General features: G+C 38.4%; 20 protein-coding genes. 1 reads left to right on the top strand and 19 read right to left on the bottom strand.

Translation table 11 applies throughout. The features are described 5' to 3' along the window. Positions 1-14: 14 nt before the first annotated feature. Genes srlE through ACLIBH_RS11780 form a run of 3 tightly spaced genes read right to left on the bottom strand, consistent with a single transcriptional unit; the run spans position 15 to position 1,942 of the window. Positions 15-1,010, bottom strand: a complete 996-nt coding sequence (gene srlE / locus ACLIBH_RS11790; RefSeq protein ID WP_439316905.1) for a PTS glucitol/sorbitol transporter subunit IIB — start codon at positions 1,008-1,010, stop codon at positions 15-17. A gap of 12 nt (positions 1,011-1,022) precedes the next feature. Then, positions 1,023-1,562, bottom strand: coding sequence for a PTS glucitol/sorbitol transporter subunit IIC (gene srlA / locus ACLIBH_RS11785; protein WP_439316904.1), 540 nt, complete (start codon positions 1,560-1,562; stop codon positions 1,023-1,025). A 14-nt stretch (positions 1,563-1,576) separates the two neighbouring features. Further along, positions 1,577-1,942: a transcriptional regulator GutM gene (locus ACLIBH_RS11780; RefSeq protein ID WP_439316903.1), complete on the bottom strand. Its 366-nt coding sequence runs from the start codon at positions 1,940-1,942 to the stop codon at positions 1,577-1,579. 274 nt (positions 1,943-2,216) lie between these two features. On the opposite strand from ACLIBH_RS11780, the gene ACLIBH_RS11775 reads away from it, so the two are divergent. Next, positions 2,217-3,506, top strand: coding sequence for an NAD(P)H-dependent oxidoreductase (locus tag ACLIBH_RS11775; RefSeq protein WP_439316902.1), 1,290 nt, complete (start codon positions 2,217-2,219; stop codon positions 3,504-3,506). A 65-nt stretch (positions 3,507-3,571) separates the two neighbouring features. Here ACLIBH_RS11775 and ACLIBH_RS11770 read toward each other — a convergent pair whose 3' ends face one another. From ACLIBH_RS11770 to ACLIBH_RS11695, 16 genes are all read right to left on the bottom strand, one after another. After that, on the bottom strand, positions 3,572-4,345 hold the full coding sequence (locus ACLIBH_RS11770) for a Cof-type HAD-IIB family hydrolase (protein WP_439316901.1): 774 nt from the start codon (positions 4,343-4,345) through the stop codon (positions 3,572-3,574). 26 nt (positions 4,346-4,371) lie between these two features. Further along, positions 4,372-5,322 (bottom strand): sugar-binding transcriptional regulator, encoded by a 951-nt coding sequence (locus tag ACLIBH_RS11765; protein WP_439316900.1) that lies wholly within the window; start codon positions 5,320-5,322, stop codon positions 4,372-4,374. A gap of 103 nt (positions 5,323-5,425) precedes the next feature. Beyond that, a complete protein-coding gene (lpdA, locus tag ACLIBH_RS11760) occupies positions 5,426-6,802 on the bottom strand; it encodes a dihydrolipoyl dehydrogenase (protein WP_439316899.1) in 1,377 nt (458 codons plus the stop codon). Positions 6,803-7,202: 400 nt separating this feature from the next. Continuing rightward, complete coding sequence (locus tag ACLIBH_RS11755; RefSeq protein WP_439316898.1) at positions 7,203-8,543, bottom strand: dihydrolipoamide acetyltransferase family protein; 1,341 nt, start codon at positions 8,541-8,543, stop codon at positions 7,203-7,205. A 15-nt stretch (positions 8,544-8,558) separates the two neighbouring features. Continuing rightward, positions 8,559-9,542 (bottom strand): alpha-ketoacid dehydrogenase subunit beta, encoded by a 984-nt coding sequence (locus tag ACLIBH_RS11750; RefSeq protein ID WP_439316918.1) that lies wholly within the window; start codon positions 9,540-9,542, stop codon positions 8,559-8,561. Positions 9,543-9,555: 13 nt separating this feature from the next. Next, entirely contained in the window at positions 9,556-10,545 is a 990-nt protein-coding gene (locus ACLIBH_RS11745) for a thiamine pyrophosphate-dependent dehydrogenase E1 component subunit alpha (protein WP_439316897.1), read from the bottom strand. 552 nt (positions 10,546-11,097) lie between these two features. Next, the gene (locus tag ACLIBH_RS11740) at positions 11,098-12,120 is read right to left on the bottom strand and encodes a type II TA system antitoxin MqsA family protein (protein ID WP_439316896.1); all 1,023 of its coding nucleotides are present in this window, start codon (positions 12,118-12,120) and stop codon (positions 11,098-11,100) included. Positions 12,121-12,131: 11 nt separating this feature from the next. Then, entirely contained in the window at positions 12,132-12,584 is a 453-nt protein-coding gene (locus ACLIBH_RS11735; protein ID WP_439316895.1) for a hypothetical protein, read from the bottom strand. Between the two features lie 224 nt (positions 12,585-12,808). Next, entirely contained in the window at positions 12,809-13,834 is a 1,026-nt protein-coding gene (locus ACLIBH_RS11730) for a hypothetical protein (RefSeq protein ID WP_439316894.1), read from the bottom strand. A gap of 304 nt (positions 13,835-14,138) precedes the next feature. After that, positions 14,139-15,266 carry an aminotransferase gene (locus ACLIBH_RS11725; protein ID WP_439316893.1) on the bottom strand — a complete coding sequence of 376 codons (1,128 nt, stop codon included), beginning with the start codon at positions 15,264-15,266 and terminating at the stop codon, positions 14,139-14,141. A gap of 61 nt (positions 15,267-15,327) precedes the next feature. After that, entirely contained in the window at positions 15,328-16,434 is a 1,107-nt protein-coding gene (locus ACLIBH_RS11720; protein WP_439316892.1) for a mandelate racemase/muconate lactonizing enzyme family protein, read from the bottom strand. Positions 16,435-16,602: 168 nt separating this feature from the next. Further along, positions 16,603-17,580: a threonine ammonia-lyase gene (locus tag ACLIBH_RS11715; protein WP_439316891.1), complete on the bottom strand. Its 978-nt coding sequence runs from the start codon at positions 17,578-17,580 to the stop codon at positions 16,603-16,605. A gap of 15 nt (positions 17,581-17,595) precedes the next feature. Further along, positions 17,596-18,747, bottom strand: a complete 1,152-nt coding sequence (locus ACLIBH_RS11710; RefSeq protein ID WP_439316890.1) for a M20 metallopeptidase family protein — start codon at positions 18,745-18,747, stop codon at positions 17,596-17,598. A gap of 102 nt (positions 18,748-18,849) precedes the next feature. Then, positions 18,850-20,256, bottom strand: a complete 1,407-nt coding sequence (locus tag ACLIBH_RS11705) for a YfcC family protein (protein WP_439316889.1) — start codon at positions 20,254-20,256, stop codon at positions 18,850-18,852. A 142-nt stretch (positions 20,257-20,398) separates the two neighbouring features. Beyond that, positions 20,399-21,712 (bottom strand): aspartate aminotransferase family protein, encoded by a 1,314-nt coding sequence (locus tag ACLIBH_RS11700; protein WP_439316888.1) that lies wholly within the window; start codon positions 21,710-21,712, stop codon positions 20,399-20,401. Positions 21,713-21,727: 15 nt separating this feature from the next. Beyond that, the coding region (locus ACLIBH_RS11695) for a sigma 54-interacting transcriptional regulator (RefSeq protein ID WP_439316887.1) at positions 21,728-22,879 on the bottom strand (1,152 nt) is incomplete at its 5' end.

The following is a 22,879-nucleotide window of genomic DNA, read 5'->3' as shown; positions in this document are numbered from 1 at the left end:
TTTCATGATGTAAATTATGAATACAGCCCAAAGCTAAATAGGTATGCAATAACAACCTCTAAAGGCCCTGTAAATTGCCGGGATATAAGGACAGCTGGAACTCCAACTTCTATTGTCTCTGCTTTTGCTTCTCCTAACGTTAATCCTACAGGTACAAAATCCGCCCCAACTTGCGGGTTGATTGCAAAGAGAGCAGGCAAAGCCAATTGCGGAGGAATGTTCCCTTTTCCTATTTCGACACCTACCAATACCCCAACTACTTGAGCTATAACTGCACCAGGTCCTAACAGAGGGGATAAGATAGGTACAGATATAATAACAGATAGAATTACTAACCCCCATATGTTCGATGCTAACGGAGTAACAATATTAGCTATAAAGTCTCCAATCCCAGTATAATTAATTATACCGATCAAGACACTAACAAAAGCCATAAACGGTAAAATGTTTTTAATTACTTGTTCAATTGTTTCACGTCCAGCCTGGTAAAAAACGTTTACAACTGAACCTACTCCACGACCTAAGCGCTCTAGTATATTCGTCTTTTTACCTTCCGCTACTTTGGAATATTGTTCTTTAGCTTCCTTTTTTATCTCCTGGTATGAAATTTCCTTTTCTTCCCTACTAGGTATAGTTTCTTCAGTAAGTTCAATCGTATTGTCTTTTACTCCTGAAACAAAATTATCTTCTTTAATGTATTTCATTAGCGGCCCTGAAGGTGGTGTGGGTGTAAGGTTAATCGTTAAGACATTCATCTTTGGATAAACACCGCACCTCGCTGTGCCCCCACAATCAATGATAACACAAGCCATCTCGTCGCTTTCTACTTTTGTAGAAAAGCCATCAACCGCTTCCGCACCAGTCATATCAGCAATTTTCTGTGCCACAGGATGTATTCCCCCTCCAGTAACAGAAACAACATATTTCTTCTCCTCTGTAGGTGAAATTGTTAAAGGGCCTCCCCATCCGTTTGCACCTTTTGATACTTTAACAGCTTTAAAATTAGACATTTGATTTCCCCCCTATTGCTGGTTAGCCATTTGCTTTTCTCTTTTATTCATCATATAAATTGTAATTCTCTCTGTTACAATTCCACGTATTAAAATAACAAGGACGCCAACTAAGAAATAACGAACAGCTAAAGGTCCAAGTGATAATCCTAATTCTGTAATTCCAGCTGCTATCCCCATATAAACAAACAGCTCTGCCGGATTTGCATGAGGAAATAATCCAGTAATCGGATGAACAAAGGATACGGCAGAATCATAAAAAGCCGGTTTCTGTTTTTCTGGCAAAAATTTACCGAATGTATATGCCATTGGGTTCGTCAGAAAGAAGACAGATAATACTGGAAACAAACTATACCTTAAAATAATATTCTTTGTACTTTTCTCCGCAAGCCGGTTAATCCTTTCCTCTCCTATTAAATGTATTAAAGCGTTTACAAATGTTATCAAAGCAATTAATAGTGGAATGATCCCTGTAACTAGACCTACAAATGTATTCCCACCTTCTTGAAACATGCCAATAAATCCCTCAGCCAACTTAACTAAAAATTCCATGCTTTTTCCCCCTTTTATAGAGCCATTTGAGAATATATTTTATCTACAGCCATTTTAGTAGCATTGCTAAAATGCTGGTGTTCCACCTTTATTAACTTATCAATATGTTCATTTATTATTGCGTTGTTTTGCTTAAAGCGTTGAAAGACAGTAACACCCTCTAGCATTCTACTTTCTGTTACAACACCTTCTTTATTACATACAATAATAACGACCGAACCAACTCCAAAACGACGTTTATCAACCCCTACTCCCAAAAAACCACTATTACGTTGGCTCATTTCCTTAAGCGTTTTGTTATAGTGCTTCAACTGATATGAAGATAGTATTATTTGCAGTACCCACATTAAAACAAAACCTATAATGACATACCCCCACATTTTAACACCTCCAAATACTAATCAGGTTAGTTACTTTTGTTCGTGCAGGTTACCTTTGAAACTATTTTAACTATTTATAATTTTAATGTCAATCCTGTTTTATATATTAAATCCGTTTAATGCTCGTTTAAATACTTGGTAAAGTAATAAACTCATATTTTGAAAAACTGTTTTAACTCTTGACAACTCACATAATAAGAGTAAAATTGTTTACAAATGTAATCAACAGGAACATAGGTAAGGATATTCTGTTTTATTAAATGAGGTGACGTAAATGTTAGGTATTAATAGAAAATTGGAAGCCTTTCAGAGGGAAGGTAAAAAGATTAATGTCGGTTTAGTTGGGGCAGGACAAATGGGGCGTGGAATGGTTGCTCAAATTGAAGGAATGAAGGGCATGCAAGTCTTAGCAATTGCTGACATTAATATTGAATCCGTAAAGTACGCGTATAAATTTGCAGACATCAATGAAGAAGCAATTGCGACAGTTTCATCACTAGATGCAGCAAATCATTCTGCCTGCAAAGACATGGTAATTGCTACACAGGATTACACAATCGTTACAAAGATGGACTCTATAGATGTCATTGTTGATGCGACAGGGGTACCAGAGGTAGGTGCAAATGTTGCCATGCAAGCGATTTTAAATAAAAAGCATATCGTCATGTTAAATGTAGAGACAGATGTAACAATTGGGCCCATCTTACACCATATGGCCACAAGTGCAGATGTTGTCTATACGGGATCTGCTGGGGATGAGCCAGGCGCCATAATGGAGCTTTATGACTTTGCAGATGCGATTAATTTCGACGTTGTAGCTCTAGGTAAAGGTAAAAACAATCCATTGAACCTAGACGCTACTCCTGATAGCGTAAAAGAGATCGCAGAAGCTAAAAAGGCAAATCCAAAAATGATCGCATCGTTTCAAGACGGAACCAAGACAATGGTTGAAATGACAGCTGTTGCTAATGCCACTGGATTTGTTCCAGATAAACCTGGTATGCATGGCGTAAGTGGTACTGTTCAAGAATTACCAAAATTGTTAATTCCAAAAAAAGATGGTGGCATCCTTACAGAAGAAAAGGTTGTTGAATTTGTTAACGGTGTTGCACCTGGAGTATTTGCAATCATTACATCTTCAAGTGGTGAAGTAAATGAGGAACTACAATACTTAAATTTAGGTGAGGGACCTTACTATATTTTATATCGTCCATACCATTTGGCGAGCTTAGAAACACCACTGTCTATTGCTAAAGCATACTTTGACAACGAGCCCACCATTGCTCCTTGGAAGGGTATGGTTGCAGAAACGGTCGCAGTAGCTAAACGTGATCTTAAGAAAGGCGAATCCCTTGATGAGATTGGCGGCTATACTGTGTACGGAAAAATTTATAAAAAATACGATGCTGAGCAATTGAACGCGCTACCTATTGGCTTAGTTGACCGTAATGTTGTCGTTCAAAAGGATATTGCTAAAGGTGCAGTCATTACGTATGATGCCGTAGAACAAACAAAACCAGCAACAATTTGGACCTTACGGAGTCTACAGGATCAGCAAATTTAATATGAATTCATTCTAAAAAGCACTTGGGATATACCTCTCCCAAGTGCCTCATTGTTTAAAAAAGGTTAAATTAATCCCATATGCTTCAGCCCAAAATAAATTCCATTCTCATGCAACGGCTTTGTTACATAGTCTGCTTTCTCCTTTGCAACATCAACTGCATTTCCCATTGCTATACCGTATCCTACATAACTTAACATTTCTAAATCATTCAAGTTATCACCGAACGCAGCCGTATTCCTCGGATTAATATTTAGGTATTCCAAATACGACTTTATACCAACCGATTTATTCATGTTATGATTATTTACGTCAACAGCATACGTATGCCATCTTGTAAACTTTAACTCCTCATGTTCTTCTTCATACATCTTTTGCTCTTCAGGTGAACAATATAAAAAACTTTGGATAATTTCTTCGCTTTCCCAAACGTTTGGGCGATATTCAGGGTGATCCTCCTTTAAATGATTAAAAGAAGCACTAATTTGTTCATCAGCCTCTGAGCTTGCATAACTTCCTCGTTCATTTAAAAACACCATTGGATTGTTCTTTGTAGTAGCGTCTGTAATTAACCTCGTCAAAGATCCATGATTTAAAGCATGTTGGAAAATTCTTTTCCCTTCGCATACACCAACTGATCCGTTAAAGCATACAAACGAATGAATACCAAACATTTTTTGCACATCTACAATATGTCTTGGAGATCTTCCTGTTGCGAAGATAACCTTAATCCCGTTTTCCCTTAATTGATTAATTGCATATACAGTTTTATCAGCTGTCAACTTATTTTCATCTATCAGAGTCCCATCTATATCAAAAAAAACAGCTTCTATTGACATTTCTGCACCTCATCTGCACATTCATCTTAAAAGTCTTTAAGTTTTGTTAATTGTTTAGCTGTTCGCTCATCGGTGATTAGTACGTCGATAAAATTAAAAGAAGCGGCCAAGTGGATACTCTCAACTTTATGAGTTCCATGCCCAATACAAATTACTTCCTCAATATTTTTTAGATCTGTTAAGCCTACACCGATTACACGGTCATTTATCGACAAGTGGGTAGTTGTACCGCTTGAATCAAAAAATTGTGAATTAATATCTCCTACTACACCCGAAGCTTTAATTTCAGCTATATCCTCTTCCTCTAAATATCCGATATCCGTCATAGTTGAGTCAATATATGGATTTCCTATACCAACGAATGCTACGTCCACATTTCTGCCTTCTTCTAAAACCTCTACCAAATCCTCAGAATCTATTAAGCGATCCTTTAAATCCTTTGAACCGACAATTGCTGGAGCATATAAATACGTACATGTGCCGCCTAGTTTATGGGCTAATCGATTTGCTAGTTGATTCGCATGTACTTCCACTTTGTTCCTACCCATACCACCTATTAGGGGGATCACATGTATAGATTCCTTCCGTTCAAATGGGAATTCCTCAACAAACGATGCTAATGTTTTCCCCCAAGAAACACCAATTTTCATTTCATTTTTTACAATACTATTTACATAAGAAGCCATCGCTTTACCGAGGGATCGCATTATCATTTCTTCAGATAAATTCTCTGTGGAAACTACGATTACTTCCTTTAAACCGTACCTTTGCTCCAATTCTTGTTCAAGCTTAACTGTATGCACACTTTCATCTTTGATGTAAATTTCAACTATTCCTTCATCCTTTGCTCGCTGAAGCGCTTTAGAGATGACAGGTCTAGACACACCATACTTTTTAGCAATCTTTGCCTGTGTCCAACCATCGAAATAGTATAGCGAGGCTATTTTAGTCATTACTCTACGATCATCAAACCTCATACCGGACATTCCTCTCTCATGCATTTACCAAATATTATACTGTATTTTTCGCGTCAAATAAAATATTCCTTTAATCATGAGGAGGCATACGCTCCCAACCCCATCAACGATAATGGATTCCTTTTTCTAAATAAGCGCTGGCCGCCTCAAATAAAGCTTCGGAAATCGTTGGATGTGGAAACACCATACTTTCCAGCTCATCAACAGTGCCTTCAAGATGCATAAATGCAGTAGCTTGGCTAATTATTTCGGTAACATGGGATCCAACCATTACAACACCTAAGATTTCGTTATACGTTTCGTCTGCGATTATTTTCATAAACCCACGATTTTCTAAAGCGGAAATTGCTTTACCATTGGCAGCTAAATCAACTTTTTTCACCTTCACCTTATATCCGGACTTTCGTGCCTCTGATTCTGTTAGTCCAACACTCGCGATTTCCGGAAATGTATAGACACAGCGCGGAATCATCTGATTGTTTTTGTTTTTAATACCGAGGATATGATTTACAGCACGTAATCCTTCGCTGCTTGCAGCGTGTGCTAATTGATAGCCGCCAATCACATCGCCAATCGCATAAACACGTCGATTGGATGTTTGTAAGTTTTTATCCACCTTAATAAAAGGGCCGTCAAATTGAAGCGCTAGGTCGTCCAATCCTTTTACATTTGGCTGTCTTCCTACACTCATTAAGATGATGTCGGAGGCGATTTCTTGTTCTTCTCCTTGAACAAACGTGACGCGGTTTTCATCGGCTGTCTTTTTAAAGGCTTTCACTTGCGCACCTGTATGAATGGCGATACCATCATTTTTTAACTGTTGCTCTAAAAATGCACTCGCATCTTTGTCTTCCGCTTGTAAAATTCGCTCTGCCATTTCAATTATCGTCACTTTGGTCCCAAGGCTGTTAAAAATACAGGCGATTTCTAATCCAATTACTCCGCCACCGACGATAACGAGGCGATTCGGTATCTCTTTAACATCAAAAATCGTATCACTCGTATGTATCGTTACTTCCTCCGCACCAGGAATCGGCGGCATTACTACTTCGGAGCCAGTCGCTACAATAATTTTATCTGCTTGCAATTCTTCATTTGCTTTTTCGCCTTTTACGGTTACTTTGCAGTCGGAGCTTACATAGCCATAGCCATCGTAAACAGTTATCTTATGTTGACGCAATAGCCCTTTAATGCCATTTTTCAATTGTTGAATGACCTTGTTCTTTCGATTTATTACTGCTGGAAAATCGACCGATACATTTTCAACATGAATGGACAAGGAGGCACTGTTATTAATTTGGTTTAATACTTCCGCATTTTTTAAAAGCGTTTTTGATGGGATACAACCACGGTTTAGACACGTACCGCCTAATTCATTTCCTTCTATTAATGCAACGTTTAATCCAGCATCGGCAGCTCGAATCGCAGCTACATACCCACCTGGACCACCACCGACAATTGCTACATCAAATTGTTTCATTTCACAAGCCTCCTTAAACACGTATCGTTTTATCGTTTTAGTACAAAAAAATAGACGAAAGAGGCTGGGACAAACGACGTGCATCTAATAAAAAACGAATAACTTCATTCGGAATAGGAATCCACCCTGAAACACACTTCGCTTTCACCGACAGCACACACATAAAACGTTGCATGCACAGTGTCTTCTTTGCCGGAGACGATTTGTGCGTCTTCTCAAAGCTAACGCGACTAAAGGGTACACATGCCTTCCCTTCCAGAACAAGGAACGCTTTGCGCACGAAACGGTGCACGTAAAAAAAGGGATTCTGCTTTATAAGGATGCCTACGTACTAAAGCTAATCTCGATTATTATTCAAAGTTTTTAATGGAGCAAGTTCGTTTTGTCCGAGCCCTAATGCCTATACTAAAATACGATATGGGTTTTCTAAGCTTTCTTTTAAGACAGTCAAAAACTCAGCGGCCGGCGCACCGTCAATTGCGCGATGATCAAACGATAAACTAAGCACCATCATCGGCCTTATTTCGATTGCTTGATCAACGACTACCGGTTTCTCATTAATCCGTCCGACGCCTAAAATTGCTGTTTCAGGCGGATTAATAATAGGCGTAAATGCATCGATGGCATACATGCCTAAATTACTAATTGTAAACGTGCTTCCTGTCATTTCAGCAGGGGTAAGCTTGCTTTCTCTCGCCTTTTTACCAAGCTCCTTGCTTTCCATCGTCAGCTCTGCAAGCCCCTTTTGATCTGCATTTTGAATCGACGGTACAATTAAGCCGTTTTCAACAGCGACAGCTAAGCCGATATTCACATTTTTATTTAAAATAATCTCATTGTCCCGTAACGAAGCATTTAATTTAGGAAACTTCGTTAACGTATATGCTGTTGTTTTCATAATGATCTCTGTAAACGACAAACGAAATCCTGTCTGCTCCTCCACAACTGGCAATAGATTTTTACGGATCGCAATTACATGGGACATATCTACTTCCGTCGTTAACGTTACATGAGGAATCGACCTTGTACTTTCCACCATTTTATCTGCAACTGCTTTGCGTAATCCTTTGAGCTTAATCCGTTCGCCTTCATTCACGCTTCCTGTTTGCGATGCGGTTTGTGCAGCTATATATGCTTCGACATCTTCTTTTCCAATTTTCCCTCTTACGCCTGTACCTGTAATCGAGGAAATATCGAGTTGATGACTTCGTGCCATTTTTTCAGCAAGCGGCGTAATGAGTACCTCATTTGCCTTCACATACTCCGTCACATCTTGCTTATGAATTCTCCCTTTCGGCCCAGTTCCAGAAATAGCATGCAGTTCTACTGCATTGTCCAGAGCGGTTTTTCTTGCTGCAGGAGTTGCTCGTACCTTTCCATCGTCTGTTGCTTCTATCGCTTTGGTCTGATCAGGTGTAACGTCTTCAGCTTTAGCTGCCTCGGGCTGAACCACTGCCTCTTCTTCCGCATTTGATGCTGGCGGGCGATCCGGCACTTCTTCGTCAGCTTCGCCAATATAGCCGATCACTGTATTAATCGGTACTTCATCGTCTACTTCAAAATACCGTTTCAGCAAAATTCCTTCTTCGTACGATTCAACCTCGATATTAATTTTATCCGTCATTATTTCAAATAAAGGCTCTCCTACCTCGACCGGGTCCCCTTCTTCTTTAAGCCATTGAAGCAATGTGCCGACTTCCATAGTACTGCTCAGCTTCGGCATAAAAATTTCTTTAGCCACCTTCGAGTCCCTCCTTTACGCTCTATTTAACGTTTCTTTTACAGCATTAATAATATCTGGCACTTGTGGCACGGCGAGCTTTTCCAATTCCGGATTATATGGGATTGGGGCACTCACGCCGCCAAGCCGTTTAATCGGCGCATCTAAATAATCAAATGCTTCGCTTTCAGCAATCATACTCGCAATTTCTCCACCATATCCGCCACGCTTAACGGCTTCATGAACGACAACTAATCGCCCTGTCTTTGCTACGGACTTTACAATTGTTTCTTCATCTAAAGGAACCAGCGTACGAGGATCGATTATTTCAACCTGAATGCCTTCTTTGTCTAACTCTTTTGCAGCTTCTAACGCTTTATGTACCATAACCGCCGTTGCTACGATCGTGACATCGGTACCTTCACGTTTTACATCCGCCACTCCTAGAGGTATTGAATATAAATCCTCAGGTACATCTGCTTTTGTGCCGTACAGTAATTTATGCTCGTAAAATACAACCGGATTCGGATCATCCATAGCAGCCTTCAGCAGTCCTTTTGCATCATACGCAGTAGAAGGCTGGACGACTTTTAAACCTGGAATATGCGTCATCCAAGCTTCTAAGCTTTGAGAATGCTGTGCTGCCGCACCCGTACCCGAACCACTCGGTGTCCGAAGAACCATCGGTACATTTCCTTTCCCACCGTACATGTAACGTAGCTTTGCCGCCTGATTTACCATTTGATCCATAGCAATCGTAATAAAATCAGAAAACTGCAACTCCAATATCGGACGCATCCCGGTTAATGCAGAGCCTACCGCTGCACCGGCGATCCCGGATTCACTAATCGGCGTATTACGTACACGTTCAGGACCAAACTCCTCAATCATCCCACGGGTCACACCGAAAGCACCGCCATATAGTCCAATATCTTCCCCAAGAATAAATACGTCCTCATTTTGTCTCATTTCCTGTTGCATCGCTTCTCGAACTGCTTCTAAATATGTGATCGTTCTCATCATTACCCTCCTATTATGCATATACGTCTGTTAATAAATCTTCCGCCGTTGGCATTGGACCTTCTTCAGCAAATTTAACTGCTTCTTCTATATCATGCTTCGACTGTTTGCGAATCTGTTCCGCTTCTTCTTCTGAGAAAACATCGCCAGCAATTAAGACTTCTTTAAACCGTTTGATTGGATCCTTTTCCTTCCATTCACGCTCTTCCTCACGTGTGCGATACAATCTCGCATCACTTTTTGAATGACCTTTCCAACGGTACGTCTTCATTTCAATCAACGTCGGTCCATTTCCATTTCTAGCTCGGTCTACCGCTTCCTGCGTTGTATTCATCACTTCTATCATGTCATTTCCATCAATTGTAGCGCCAGGAAATCCATACGCCTGCGCACGATCTGCTATGTTCTCGATTTTGACCATTTCTTTAACTGGTCCAGACATCCCGTATTGGTTATTTTCACAAATAAATACAACAGGCAAATTCCAAACCGCTGCTAAGTTAAGTGCTTCATGAAAGCTCCCCTCATTCGTTGCACCATCTCCGAAATAGCAAACGGTTACATAATTCAACTTCTTCATATGTGCAGTCAACGCAGAGCCAACAGCTAAAGGAATTCCACCGCCAACAATTCCGTTTGCGCCTAAATTTCCTTTATCAACGTCGGCAATATGCATGGACCCTCCCTTTCCTTTACAGTAGCCTGTCGTTCTGCCAAATAACTCTGCCATCATTCGATTGACTTCCGCACCTTTTGCAATACAATGACCGTGTCCACGATGTGTGCTCGTAATTTTATCCTCAGGTTTTAAAACAGCACAAGACCCTACCGAGCTTGCTTCTTGCCCAACACATAGGTGTGTCGTTCCGTGGATCATTCCTTTCGCAAAAAACTCATCCACTTTTTCTTCAAACCAGCGAATGTCCCACATTGTCTTATATAAATCTTTTAATTGCTTTTCACTAAAATCCGGCCTCAAATCAGATAACTGATAGTGACTCATTTCTCCCCACTCCTCTTTTACTTTTTTAAGAAACCTTTGAACCGCAAATGGATTAAAACGATGAAGCAGCATAGGTTTCGAGTACGCTTTTTTACATTGGTTCTCATCAATTACTTTTGTAATAATCATAGTTGAGATTAATTATTTAGTCAAGGATAAAAATCCTATCGTACGCATCGAAAAGAGTGAAATTACTTATGTCGAAGGCCAGCAAATCATAGAAAAATTGCACTCTTAGGAAAACGCAGGAAACCTCCTTCTCTCTGTCTCTAGCCGCTTCGCAACGAATAAAAACAGATAATAATTTAACAAATTGTTATTGAACCGCATTTGCACAAACCATTCGCGCCTTTCATGCAAATTAGGTAAAAAAATAGAAAAATAGAATGAATGGAACGGTTATAGTATCAAATCATATAGTTGATCGCTAAATAAAAAACGGCATAACAAAAAAGCCCACCACCTATTAAGTGACGGACTGAACTTCTAAATTCATTAAGTTAGTTTCTTCTATTGTATAGGTATAGACAGAATTTCACGTCCTATCGCTTATTAATCGATTGATACATCCTTTGCAAATGAAAAGGATATAGGACTATTACTTGCCGTATACTTATAAGCTACTTCCTCATGCATTTTATGAACAATTTCATCAGTGGTTAAATTACCAACCTCTGTAATGATATCATCTATTGTTTCTAATTCTTCTACTGTTAACTCTTTTCTTTCGAACCCTGGCGATGGCTTAAACTTATACCCAATAGATTCACCGTATTGAACGGTATCAAATTGAACTCCATCTAATAATACAATTTGGTCGTAGCCCTCAGGTACAGCCCCCATTGGAAGAGCGTTATAGACTAGACCACTTATCGATTTTTCTTGTCTTTTAAATTGTACGATATCGGAATACCATAGCATCTTCATAAGCTTTACTTTGTGAAGACTATTTACCTTTTCTGAAAGATAGTTAATCATTTCAATAACTTTTTTTAAATTCAGATTGGAATTCCCTCTAATTATTGGGTCTTCATAATTGGCATAACTAGCGTATATTGAATCTATTAAATATTGATTTTTCTTTTTTTTATACTGCTCATTTGCTTCGTGTAAAGAGCTTAAAAAAGCGCTTTCGGATATACAATCCTTTTCTTTAGCGCCATATAGCTTGTCTCGAAACCACTTTGGATCGGAACTAATTTTTCTTAATACGTCATCATGCGCACGATCTTGCACTTGATGATTTTCATACCTTGTAATCGTTGCTCTTCCCCAACCTAATACTTCAGAAAGGTTTTTTTGACTAATGTCATATTTCTCACGAATGTCAGTAATATCGCTAGAAATTAACAAGCCTAATTTCCCTCGATACGCGTCCTTCATAGCCAGACTATTCGCTTTTATCATTTCTTCCGTCTCCAGAAAATCTTCCGTTACCCCACAATACTCATATTTAGCCGTAAAACTAACTTCTTCGCCTTTAAAAATATCATGTTCAATTACTTCAACAGTTTCAACTACATGTTCTTCCATACACAGTAAGCAAATTTTCTTTTCACTTTTTAGCCTTTTCATTATATTCACCTTTACTTTCTATAAGGAAAAACTTCTTCCTTAAATGGAATCTCTGCAAAATGAAAGGACATAACCAAAATAAAAGGTTCACCCGTAGCATGCGTAGTGTTTAGTAGTTCTACTCTTATTTTTATATAAACATCCTCATTAACATACCGCTTTCCAAATACGCGCATCTCCGAATGCTCGGGAAATTTAAGATCCTTTACGGTTTCCATGTAATCTTCAACTGTTAAATATGAAAGTTCTCTTTTTAAGGCTTCAACTACATCTTCATCAGGAAACAATTTGGCCATTGTATATCTATTGGTATACTTTCTGTCCCTTCCCTCATCTACTCTGCGGTTTATTTGAAAGTTAATTTTTACTAAACCGCTCTCTATAGCATATTTCAACCTGTCTAAGTATGTTTCAACCTCAAATTTTACTTCAATTCGATTACTAAGTCTTGATTCGTTGTTCACTTATTATAACACCTCTAGTACCCACTCGCAACATTTTCGGTATCATTTGATACCACTTATGGCGATATAAGTATTACTAACAATCGTCGATTAGCATAAGAATACTATTTGAGATTCAATTGCGAAGTCAATTTTAACAATTTTAGTATTTCATAAAAAAGATGTATTTTGAGATTGTTACTTTAATGAGTAAAACAGACTAAGAAAAATAAGTAAATAGCACTCTAAAGTCTAAAACCTTGTTGTTTTGAGTAAAATAAACTTTCTATTTCTAGAGATTCCTTAGTTTCAGTTTCAGAATGCAAAAATAGTCTTCCACGCTGTTCTACATATTGATTGCTTATTACAGTATCAAATTCCATCTGGATCCGTTTGTCTTCAATTCCAGTTAAACAGAATAACTGCGTATTCGTTTTCTTCGCTAATATGATCATTGGCTTTACAACATGATCCGCACTTGTTTCACCAAAAGGATTATCGGCAATTAGAAACTTCCAGGAATTTTCTTGGGAAAAGCGTTTCTTACGAATAAAAGTATTTAAGGTTATAAACATCGCCATTCGTGAAGCATGTTTTTCTCCATTACTCCAACCAGCAACCTCATCCCAAGAGAAATATTCTTTCATCTCAGCAAGTTGGGCATTTCGTGGTTTTAGCGCTTTTAAGACGCAGCGATCAATATCTGCATAGCAATTTAAGATGTTTACTTCATTTACTTTGTCTTGGAAAAGTTGATCCAGAGATTCTTGAGAGTCGCCTTTTTCTTGTCGTTCAGTCAATTCTGCTAACACTTCATCTACAAACATACGCAATTTATGTTTGCAATCTAGAACGTCATACTTTGGCCAACGAATGGTAAAGAGTGATATATTTAAACCTTGTTCTTCAATGTGTGAATACTTTGGCAACTCGCATGTATTTTTATATAGCAACTCACCTCTTTCAAACATCATCTCTATTAGTTCATTTCGACCTTCTTCTGATTGCGCACGTTGGAATTCAAGGCTTTCCTTAAATTTATCCATTGCTTGTAACACAGAATAAAAGTTTTCAATCATAGCTTCATAATTCCCTTTAGATGACTCTAAAACATTAGTGAAATCCCTACTCATAGCCAATAAATGCGGGTTGCCAGTTTGCTCAATTTCAAGATGCATTGCTTGAAATTTTTCCTTTATTAACAAATCTTGAGTACCGAGATTTTCTCTAGTCTCATCTAACGCTTTTCTCAGATGATGAACATCTTTCATAGGATCCTCTTTTATCCATTTTCCGTCTGCTAAAAACTTATTTTCTTCAGATACTGTTACAAAAAATTCGTTATAATTTTCTAGTTCCGTTAATGTCGTTTTATATTTGAATTAATTATCGAGTACTTAATCAGCAGAGTTAAATCGCATTTTAATACAAAAGTTAACCGCTTCTCTCATGAGCAGCGGTTAACCTGTTACATAAAAAGCTCTATTTATATTTATTTTTCAAGTCGTTTCATCAAGCAAATATTATTAATGGATAATAAATACCATACATATCTAATAGCTACATCATCTATTTCTAAAGAAACTTTCCTCTTAAATATTCGGATACTTTTTGCAAGCCCTGCCTCAAGACGTTCGTATCACATGCATAGCCTATTCGAACTGTCCCTTCCATGTCAAAGCAACTGCCAGGGGCGAGGAATGTTCCACTTTCTTCATATAATCCTAGACAAAAATCCACAGATGACACGTCATAATTATAAGAAAGAATTGCGGTCGTCCCTCCTTGTGGTTTAACATAATTGATATTTGGTTCATTTTGAATCCACTTATCAAGTATTTCCAAATTATCACGGACAATCTTTAAGTTTCGCTCCATTATTTTATCGTAATTTTTCAATGCGTGAACAGCAAGTATATCGTCTATCATTCCGCAACTAATTGTTGTATAATCACGATGCTTTTCACATTCCTCAATTATTTCCTCGGATGCCGCGATCCATCCTAATCTAAGGCCTGCAAGGGAAAGTGCTTTTGACATACTCCCTGTACTGATGCCCTTCTCGTAAATGTCAACAATCGATGGTACGTTCATGCTCGAATCTTGAAGAAGTCCACGATAAACCTCATCACATAATAAATAAGCATCCACAGATTTAGCAATTGCAACAATTTGTTGAAGCATTGGTTCCTCCATCACAGCACCTGTAGGGTTATTCGGGTTGTTAATGATAATTAATTTTGTTTTGCTAGATACAAGAGCGGCCAACTCCTCTAAATCAGGGAAAAAACCATTCTCCTTTTTCAATGTCAAAAGTTTAACTGTTGCACCAAAAGACTCAGGAACTGAATACAGCTGTTGATATGTCGGCTGTACACAAATCACCTCATCACCAGGCTTGATAAGGGAATACAATAATAAGAAATTAGCGCCGATCGCTCCGTTCATTACCAAAACATTATCTGATTTAACAGTTTTATAAAGTTTGGCTACTTCGCCCTTAAACGCCGGGGAACCTGTAATATGACCATAGGTTAACTTCATATCAGACAGATTTTTAAAGAAATGATCAGGAGTTTGTCCACCGAGCGCGATAAGTTCACCTAAGGTTACAGAATCCACACATGTTTCTGCTAAATTATAAACTGCATTATCCTCATACTCGTTCATCCATTCTTCTATCTTAAAATGTTTAATTTCCACCTTTACTCTCCTCCACATTGTTGTATATCAAAACTATGAAATTATGAACGTATTTGTTTCATCATTTAACGGAACAATAATGGATGGTCTTATCTCTTACAAAAGCTTCATCCACATCAATGCCAAGTCCAGGAGCATCACTAATTTCTATTAATCCATTATGATAATTGGTTGTGGCTACATCTTCCGTAAACATTAGCGGGCCTACCATTTCATTTGACTTTATAATCGATTGAGACAAAGATAAATGGGCACCAGCCATCGTTGCAATAGCAGATTCGACCATGGACCCAACTTGGCATTGCATCCCCGCTGTTTCTGCTAAATTAGCGAGTGCTAAAGCCGGATAAATCCCGCCGGTTTTCATTAGTTTAATATTAACTAGGTCCGCCCCACGCAATTCTATTAATTTTAGTAAATCTTCTGTACGATGAATACTTTCATCCGCCATTATATTCGCATAAGTAGCCTTCCTTATTTCCGCCATAGACGTATGGTCTCCTGCTTTGACCGGTTGCTCGTACCATTCCACATTACAGTCTTTCGTATGTTCAATAACGTAAATAGCACCGGTTGTATTCCAACCTTGATTGGCATCCACTCGTAGCTTAATATGACTAGGAATAGCCTGTCGAACAGCCCGGATTCGTTCAATATCTTCTTCGGGGTCAGTACCTACTTTTATTTTAACATTGTTATATCCTTCACTAACTATTTGTTTAGCTTCAAAAGCCATTTCTTCAGGTGATAAGATACTGATTACCTGTGGAATATCCAGCTTTTCATGAGCTTGTCCACCAATTAACCTGTATATTGGTTGACCAGTCAATTTTCCCATTAAATCATAAAGGGCAATATCGATAGCCGCTTTTGCTGAAGGGACATCATATATCTTTTCATCCATTCTTTTATGAATGAGGTTCATATTAAAAGGAGATTCACCAATGACGAGTGGAGCTAATTCACGTTCAATTATTTGTAATGTACTTTCCCAAGTTTCACCGGTCACGTGCTGGTCCGGCACCGCTTCGCCCCATCCAACCGTACCGTTTTCTGTTTCCAGCCTCGTTATAATAATCGGCATATCATCATATCTGTCATAGGAGACAATAAAAGGCTTTTTTAACCCTAATCGGATACCAAAAACTTCTACTTTTTTTATTTCCAAATCTAATCCCTCCTACTAAAAATTTTTCTGCTCATCATTTAGGAGCTATTTGTTTATTCTGTTCGTAGTATCCTGAATAGCGTCCGAATCATATAAGGTGTTCCCTACATAAAAACCAATCGTGTCAGACTATAAAATTTCATTTTCGATTCAATAAACTACGTTACATCATTCTGTATTTCCATACATTTGCGTAAATTGAGCTAACCTATTGCTATCAATATTACTTCCTGTAACTAAGTTCAAAACCTTTTTTCCTTTCAAGCTTTCTAATAGTCCATCTTGAAATGCAGCAATTCCGACCGCTCCAGAGCCCTCAATCATGTAATGGTGCTCCTTCGCCATCCAGTGTACTGCCCTAGCAACACTTTCTTCTTCAACTAATACAAAATCATCGACAACTTCTAAAACAAGATCTAGATTCCCTTGTGTAATACCACCATGAAGACCTTCTGCATAAGAGTCTTTATAGGCTACATCCACTAGTTTCCCAGCTTTAAATGCGTAATACCATGGAGGAGAGGCATGTGTTTGTACTCCAATCACTTTTATATCTGGATTGATAGCCTTGGCAACCAATGCCACACCGCATAATAAACCGCCGCCACCAGCCGGTACGACAACCGCATCAAAATCAGGTTCTTTTAAAAATGCCTCAAGCGCTGAAGTCCCTTGTCCTGCGATGATATAATCATCCTCAAATGCGTTAACAAAAACCCTTCCAGTTTGATCGGAAAGGGTATAAGCATATTCTTCGGCTTCATCATAAGTGGAACCGTGTACAATCAATTCTCCGCCAAGCCTTTTGATGCCCGCTCTTTTAGTCTCTGGGGTGTTATTTGGAACTACTATTTTTGCAGAAGCGTTTTTTAATGACGCCGCATAAGCCAGTCCTTGTGCATGGTTCCCTGCAGAAGCTGTAGTCACTCCTTTTTTTAACTCCTCCGCTGTTAAAGAATCCAATTTATTCAATGCGCCGCGTACTTTAAAGGATCCTGTCTTTTGAAGACACTCCATTTTAAACCAAACTTCAGTATCGACTTTTTGTGATAACATATCTGAATAAATTAATGGCGTATCAAATACCCTTCCACGTAGACGTTTCCCTGCAAGAAGTATATCTTGAAACGTAACTTTTAATGACATATACATCCTCCTATGCTAGTTGAATTTTTTCACTATATTAATAAATAGTTCAATGGCTGATGGAAATACATCTTCATTAATATCAAATCGTGGATGATGATGAGGATAGGCACTCTTTTTTCCACCCATTCCAACAAAGATAAAAGCACCCGGCTTTTTTAATAAATAATGAGAAAAGTCTTCACCGCCCATAATTTGTTCAAGTAACTCAAATGTATTATCCCCAAACGAATCACGAATTACCTTCTCAACAAATCGGCTTTGCTCAGGATCATTAATAAGCGGTGGTGTGCCTGGTATGTAATGTAGTTTTCCTTCCGCATCAAAGCTTGAGCAAATACCTTCTACAATTTGGGTCATTTTTGAACGTATCAAGTCTATTGTTTGTATGTCAAATCCCCTAACAGTACCTAGTAATTTTGCAGAACTAGGTATGATATTATAGGTTGAACCAGACTCTATTTTCCCAACAGATATAACTTTTGTTTGCGTCGGATCCGTTTTACGACTAACAATAGATTGGAGTCCTTGAATTATATGTGATGAAATATAAATAGGATCGACTGTTTCATGAGGCATAGAACCGTGCCCACCTCCACCCTCAATCGTAATTTCAAAATCATCAGCCGATGCCATCATTGGACCATGAGATAAGCCGATTTTCCCCGTTTCCAACCCTTGCCACAAATGAATACCAAATACCGCATCCACCTGATCCAATACTCCAAGTTTAGTTAAGTGCTCTGCTCCACTTGGAGTCACTTCCTCAGCCGGTTGAAATATAAGCATAACATTTGATTCTACCTCGGCACGATGTTCAGATATCCATGCTGCAACGGCAAGCAAAATTGCCGTATGCCCATCATGACCACAAGCATGTGAAACACCTGTACGTTGTGAATTGTAACTTTTATCACCTTCCTCCAACAATGGAAGAGCATCTATATCAGCTCTTAGTGCAATTGTTTTGTCACCACTCGTTCCCTTTATAAACCCAACAGTACTCGGTGGTTCGAAATCCAATATTTCTATTCCTAACTCAACGAGCCGATTTCGAATAAAGGCTGATGTTTCAAACTCTTGCCATGACAGCTCGGGATGTTGGTGTAAATAACGTCTATCATGAATCGCTTGTTCAGCCAACTGTGATATCGTTTGCTTATCCATAGAATCCCCTTTCTAGTTCTACTATACGCTGTAGCCAAGGGTATATGCGGACTCTAATCAGGATTTACCCTGGCTACAGCAATTACATTGCTTTCATACGAATTAAAAAATAAATAAGTGTGCAATTGTGATAAAAACACCAGCTAATACATATTGAATGACAATTAACGGCCATACCCATCGTACCCACTTCGTCCAAGTAATCCCTGCTGCGGCCAAGCCAGCCATAAAGTAACCGGACGTAGGTGTAAAAATATTCGAAATACCATCACCAAATTGGTATGCTAAAACGGCTGTTTGTCTGCTTACTCCTACTAAATCTGCTAGTGGGGTCATCAGTGGCATAGTTAGTGCCGCTTGTCCGCTTCCAGACGGAACAACAAAATTTAATAAAGCCTGAGAAGCATACATGCCCAATGCAGATAGACCTGTCGGCAATCCACTAACAGCACTCGCCAACCCGTATAAAATCGTATCCATGATACTTCCTTCTTGTAAAACTACTAAGATAGAATAGGCAAAACCAACAACTAAAGCACCTAGTACAAGGACTTCGCACCCTTTAACAAATGACTCCGCTATATCATTAACATGCATTTTTGCGATCATCCCCATTACAACTCCCATGAGGAAAAATAACCCGGCAATTTCTTTAATATACCAGCCGTATTCCATGACTCCAAACGCCAAAACAATGATAGTAAGAAGAAGTACACCTAATATAATCATCTGGCGTTTCGTTATCTTTGTTCCGTCATTATGATTAGATTCATTATTTCTTTTTTGATCTTCTTCATACATTAGACTTTTAGTCGGATCATTTTTAATTTTCCTTGCATACAACATAACATACGTAATACTTACTGCAACGAAAATCACCCAAAATATAATTCGAGGCATAAAACCGGAATAAATTGGTAGCTCGGCAATTCCCTGCGCCACACCAACCGTAAATGGATTCATAAACGCAGCAGAAAAACCGGCTGATGCACCACCTAAAACTATTGCTGCCCCTACGATAGAGTCATACCCAAGCATCAAAGCAAGTGGTGTAATAATCATGATGTATGGAATTGTTTCTTCAGCCATACCAAACACCGCACCACCTAATGCAAAAAACACCATCAATATTGGAATTAAATATATTTCCTTCCCATTCATTTTTGAAGAAATACTATTAATAGCACCGTCTAAGGCTCCTGTAGCTCGGAATATTCCAAAAGCACCACCAATAATAAAAATAAAGAAAATAATACTTGCTCCATCGACCATCCCTTGATGCAGCGACTGAAAGATCTCCATAAAACCAACAGGAGTTGAGTCAATCTGTGTGAACGTACCTTCAACAACAATTGTCCTCCCATCATCATCCGTAATACGCTCGTATTCGCCTGCCGGAACAATGTACGTAGCAACTGCCGCTAAAACAATCAAACAAAAAATAATGACATAAACATGAGGTACTTTAAACCTGTTTTGTAAATCAATAGCATTTTTTTGTGAAGCCATTTACTTTCCTCCTTTGGGTGTTTTATATTTTCTTCTCATATAAAGAATGAGAAGGTAATATACAATATAAATATGAAGATTTAATTCATATTATTTTAAAAGAGTTTTGTATTCTTGGCTTTATTACGTTCCTTCTCCCATTTCAATTTCTTTCAAAGGATGTTAAGACCTCTTCAAAAATATCCAATCCTTGATCTATTTGTTCCTTTGTCACTGTTAAAGGTGGTATCATCCGAATTACCTCTCCTGAACTTCCGCATGGATAGAATAAAACCCCCTTATCTAAACACATGTTTAATATTTTCTTAGAAGTATCGCCATCTGCCCTACCTGTGTGAGCATCTTTTATTGCTACCCCAATCATTAAACCAACTCCTCGTACATCATCAATAACCGAATATGCACTTTTCATCTCGTTTAAACGATGAAGTGCGTATTCTCCCATTGCGTTGGCATTATCCAAAAGATTTTCTTCTTTAATCACTGCAAGTGACGCCCGAGCTGCTGCGCAAGCTATTGGATTTCCGCCAAACGTAGTACCGTGCGATCCCATTGGCCATTGAGACATAAGCTCCTTTGACGCTACCGTTGCACTAAGCGGTAAACCTGCAGCTATCCCTTTTGCAATTGCCATAATATCAGGCACAACATCAAACGTCTGTGCAGCAAACCAGTTGCCAGTTCTTCCAAAACCAGTCTGGATCTCATCGAAAATTAACAATATACCATGACGATCACATATTTCCCTAATCTTTTTCAACCAAGCTTTAGGTGGGATAATATATCCACCCTCACCCTTGATTGGTTCAACAATCATACAAGCAACCTCTTCGGGATCGACCTGGTGCTGAAATAAACTTTCAGCATCTCTTTCCAGTTTTTTAGGAAAGAATAAATCAGGATTTTTTCTTTCCGGACAATATTCCGGATCCGCATATGGCAATTGGTACGTTAGCCAGGAAGGCTGCTGATGTTTGCGATACTTGCTTTTGGATGTAGAAACACTCAATGCACCTATGGAACGACCATGAAAGCAACCAGTAAAAGAAACGACATAGGGCCGCTTCGTAACATACTTCGCTAACTTTATTGCACCTTCAATTGCCTCTGCACCACTATTCGCAAAGAAAAAATTATCCAACTTTGACGGCAGTATAGCTTGAAGCTCCTCGGCTAACTTTAAAATCGATTCATAGATAATGACACCTGATGGACCATGCACTAAATGATCCGCACTGTCTTTTATCGCTTGTACAACGGTTGGATGTCTATGCCCTACATTTTCAACTGCAATACCAGAAGTAAAATCTAGATATTTATTTCCATCTAACCCATAGTAGTAACACCCTTCTGCTTTAACGACAGGTAAATTAGGGTGATCCTTAGCCATACTAGGTGCGAGAAAGTTACCAATGGAATCAACTAATTCTTTCCAGTCACACTGTCTGTTAGTCATGCAAAGCCCCACCTCCTATGTTGAATACTTTTTTAACTTTCTAACTACAGATGGTTGGCTAATCCCTAAAGCTTTTGCCATTTCAGTAGTAGTTTTATAACGTTTTTGTGCACTCAGTAAAACGCGTTCCTCCACTTTCTCTAAAATAGTTGTTAATTTACGCCCTTCTATCTCTACTATCGCCAAACCGGAACCACTCCTTCTGTACTCAATCGGCAAATCATCTTTCGTTATAATATCGGATTCACTTTGAACTACCAATCGTTCTATTACATTTTTCACCTCCATATGATTTCCACTCCATTCCATATGAAGTAACTCGTGAAAAAGATCATCTGATAATTTTTTATTTAATTGATAAAACGATGTAAATTTATCTACATAATCTAAAATGACTTTACTTAAATCTTCTAATCTTTCTTTTAACGGTTTAATATGAATAGGAACTACATGCAAAAAATAAAATAAATCTTCTCTGAATTGTTTATTTGCCTTTAAAGTTTCTAGCTCCCGTTTGGTTGAACTAATTATTCGAAAGTTACCTTTTGTTTCTTTAAGCGCTTTCATTAAATTTGTTTGAGAAGATAATGAAAGTTCATCGACACCCTGTAAGTACAATGTTCCAGATTGTGCTAATCGAAGGAAACCAGCTTTATTTCTAAGTTCAATTGTTGTAGCTCCTGTTCTTCCCCATAATTCATGCTCAAAAATCGCGTCAGGGATCGTGGCACAATTTACTTCAATAAAAGGTCCATCTTTTTGACTACTTTGGTTATGAATGAGCTTCGCTATGGTAGACTTTCCTACACCATTTTCCCCATAAATCAAAACAGACACATTTATTGGAGCCACTTTGTTAACCGTTTTTATAACCTGCTTCATATACATACTTTCTGTAACAATGCCTTCTGTACTTAACTTTCTGTGACGGAGTAAATCTAATTCTTCCTTTATTTTAGACATCTCTCCTTCCAGTTCATTTAAGTACCCTTGGAGAGTCAATAACTCTGAGACTTCATAGGAGTAACTAAGTACAAACTCTACTTCGTGTGATTCATTAAATAATGGAACCCCTGTTATAAGTATCTTTCTATCTTTAGCAGTTGTTTGAATAAGCACTACTTTCTTTCTTTGCTTTAGTACAAAGGGGGTAATTGCAGGGGAAAA

It is taken from the genome of Virgibacillus sp. W0430 (genome assembly GCF_051846935.1).
GTDB lineage: Bacteria > Bacillota > Bacilli > Bacillales > Amphibacillaceae > JBPYCR01.
Note: the sequence above shows the minus strand (reverse complement) of the source record. Positions and strands in the feature narration are given on the sequence as shown.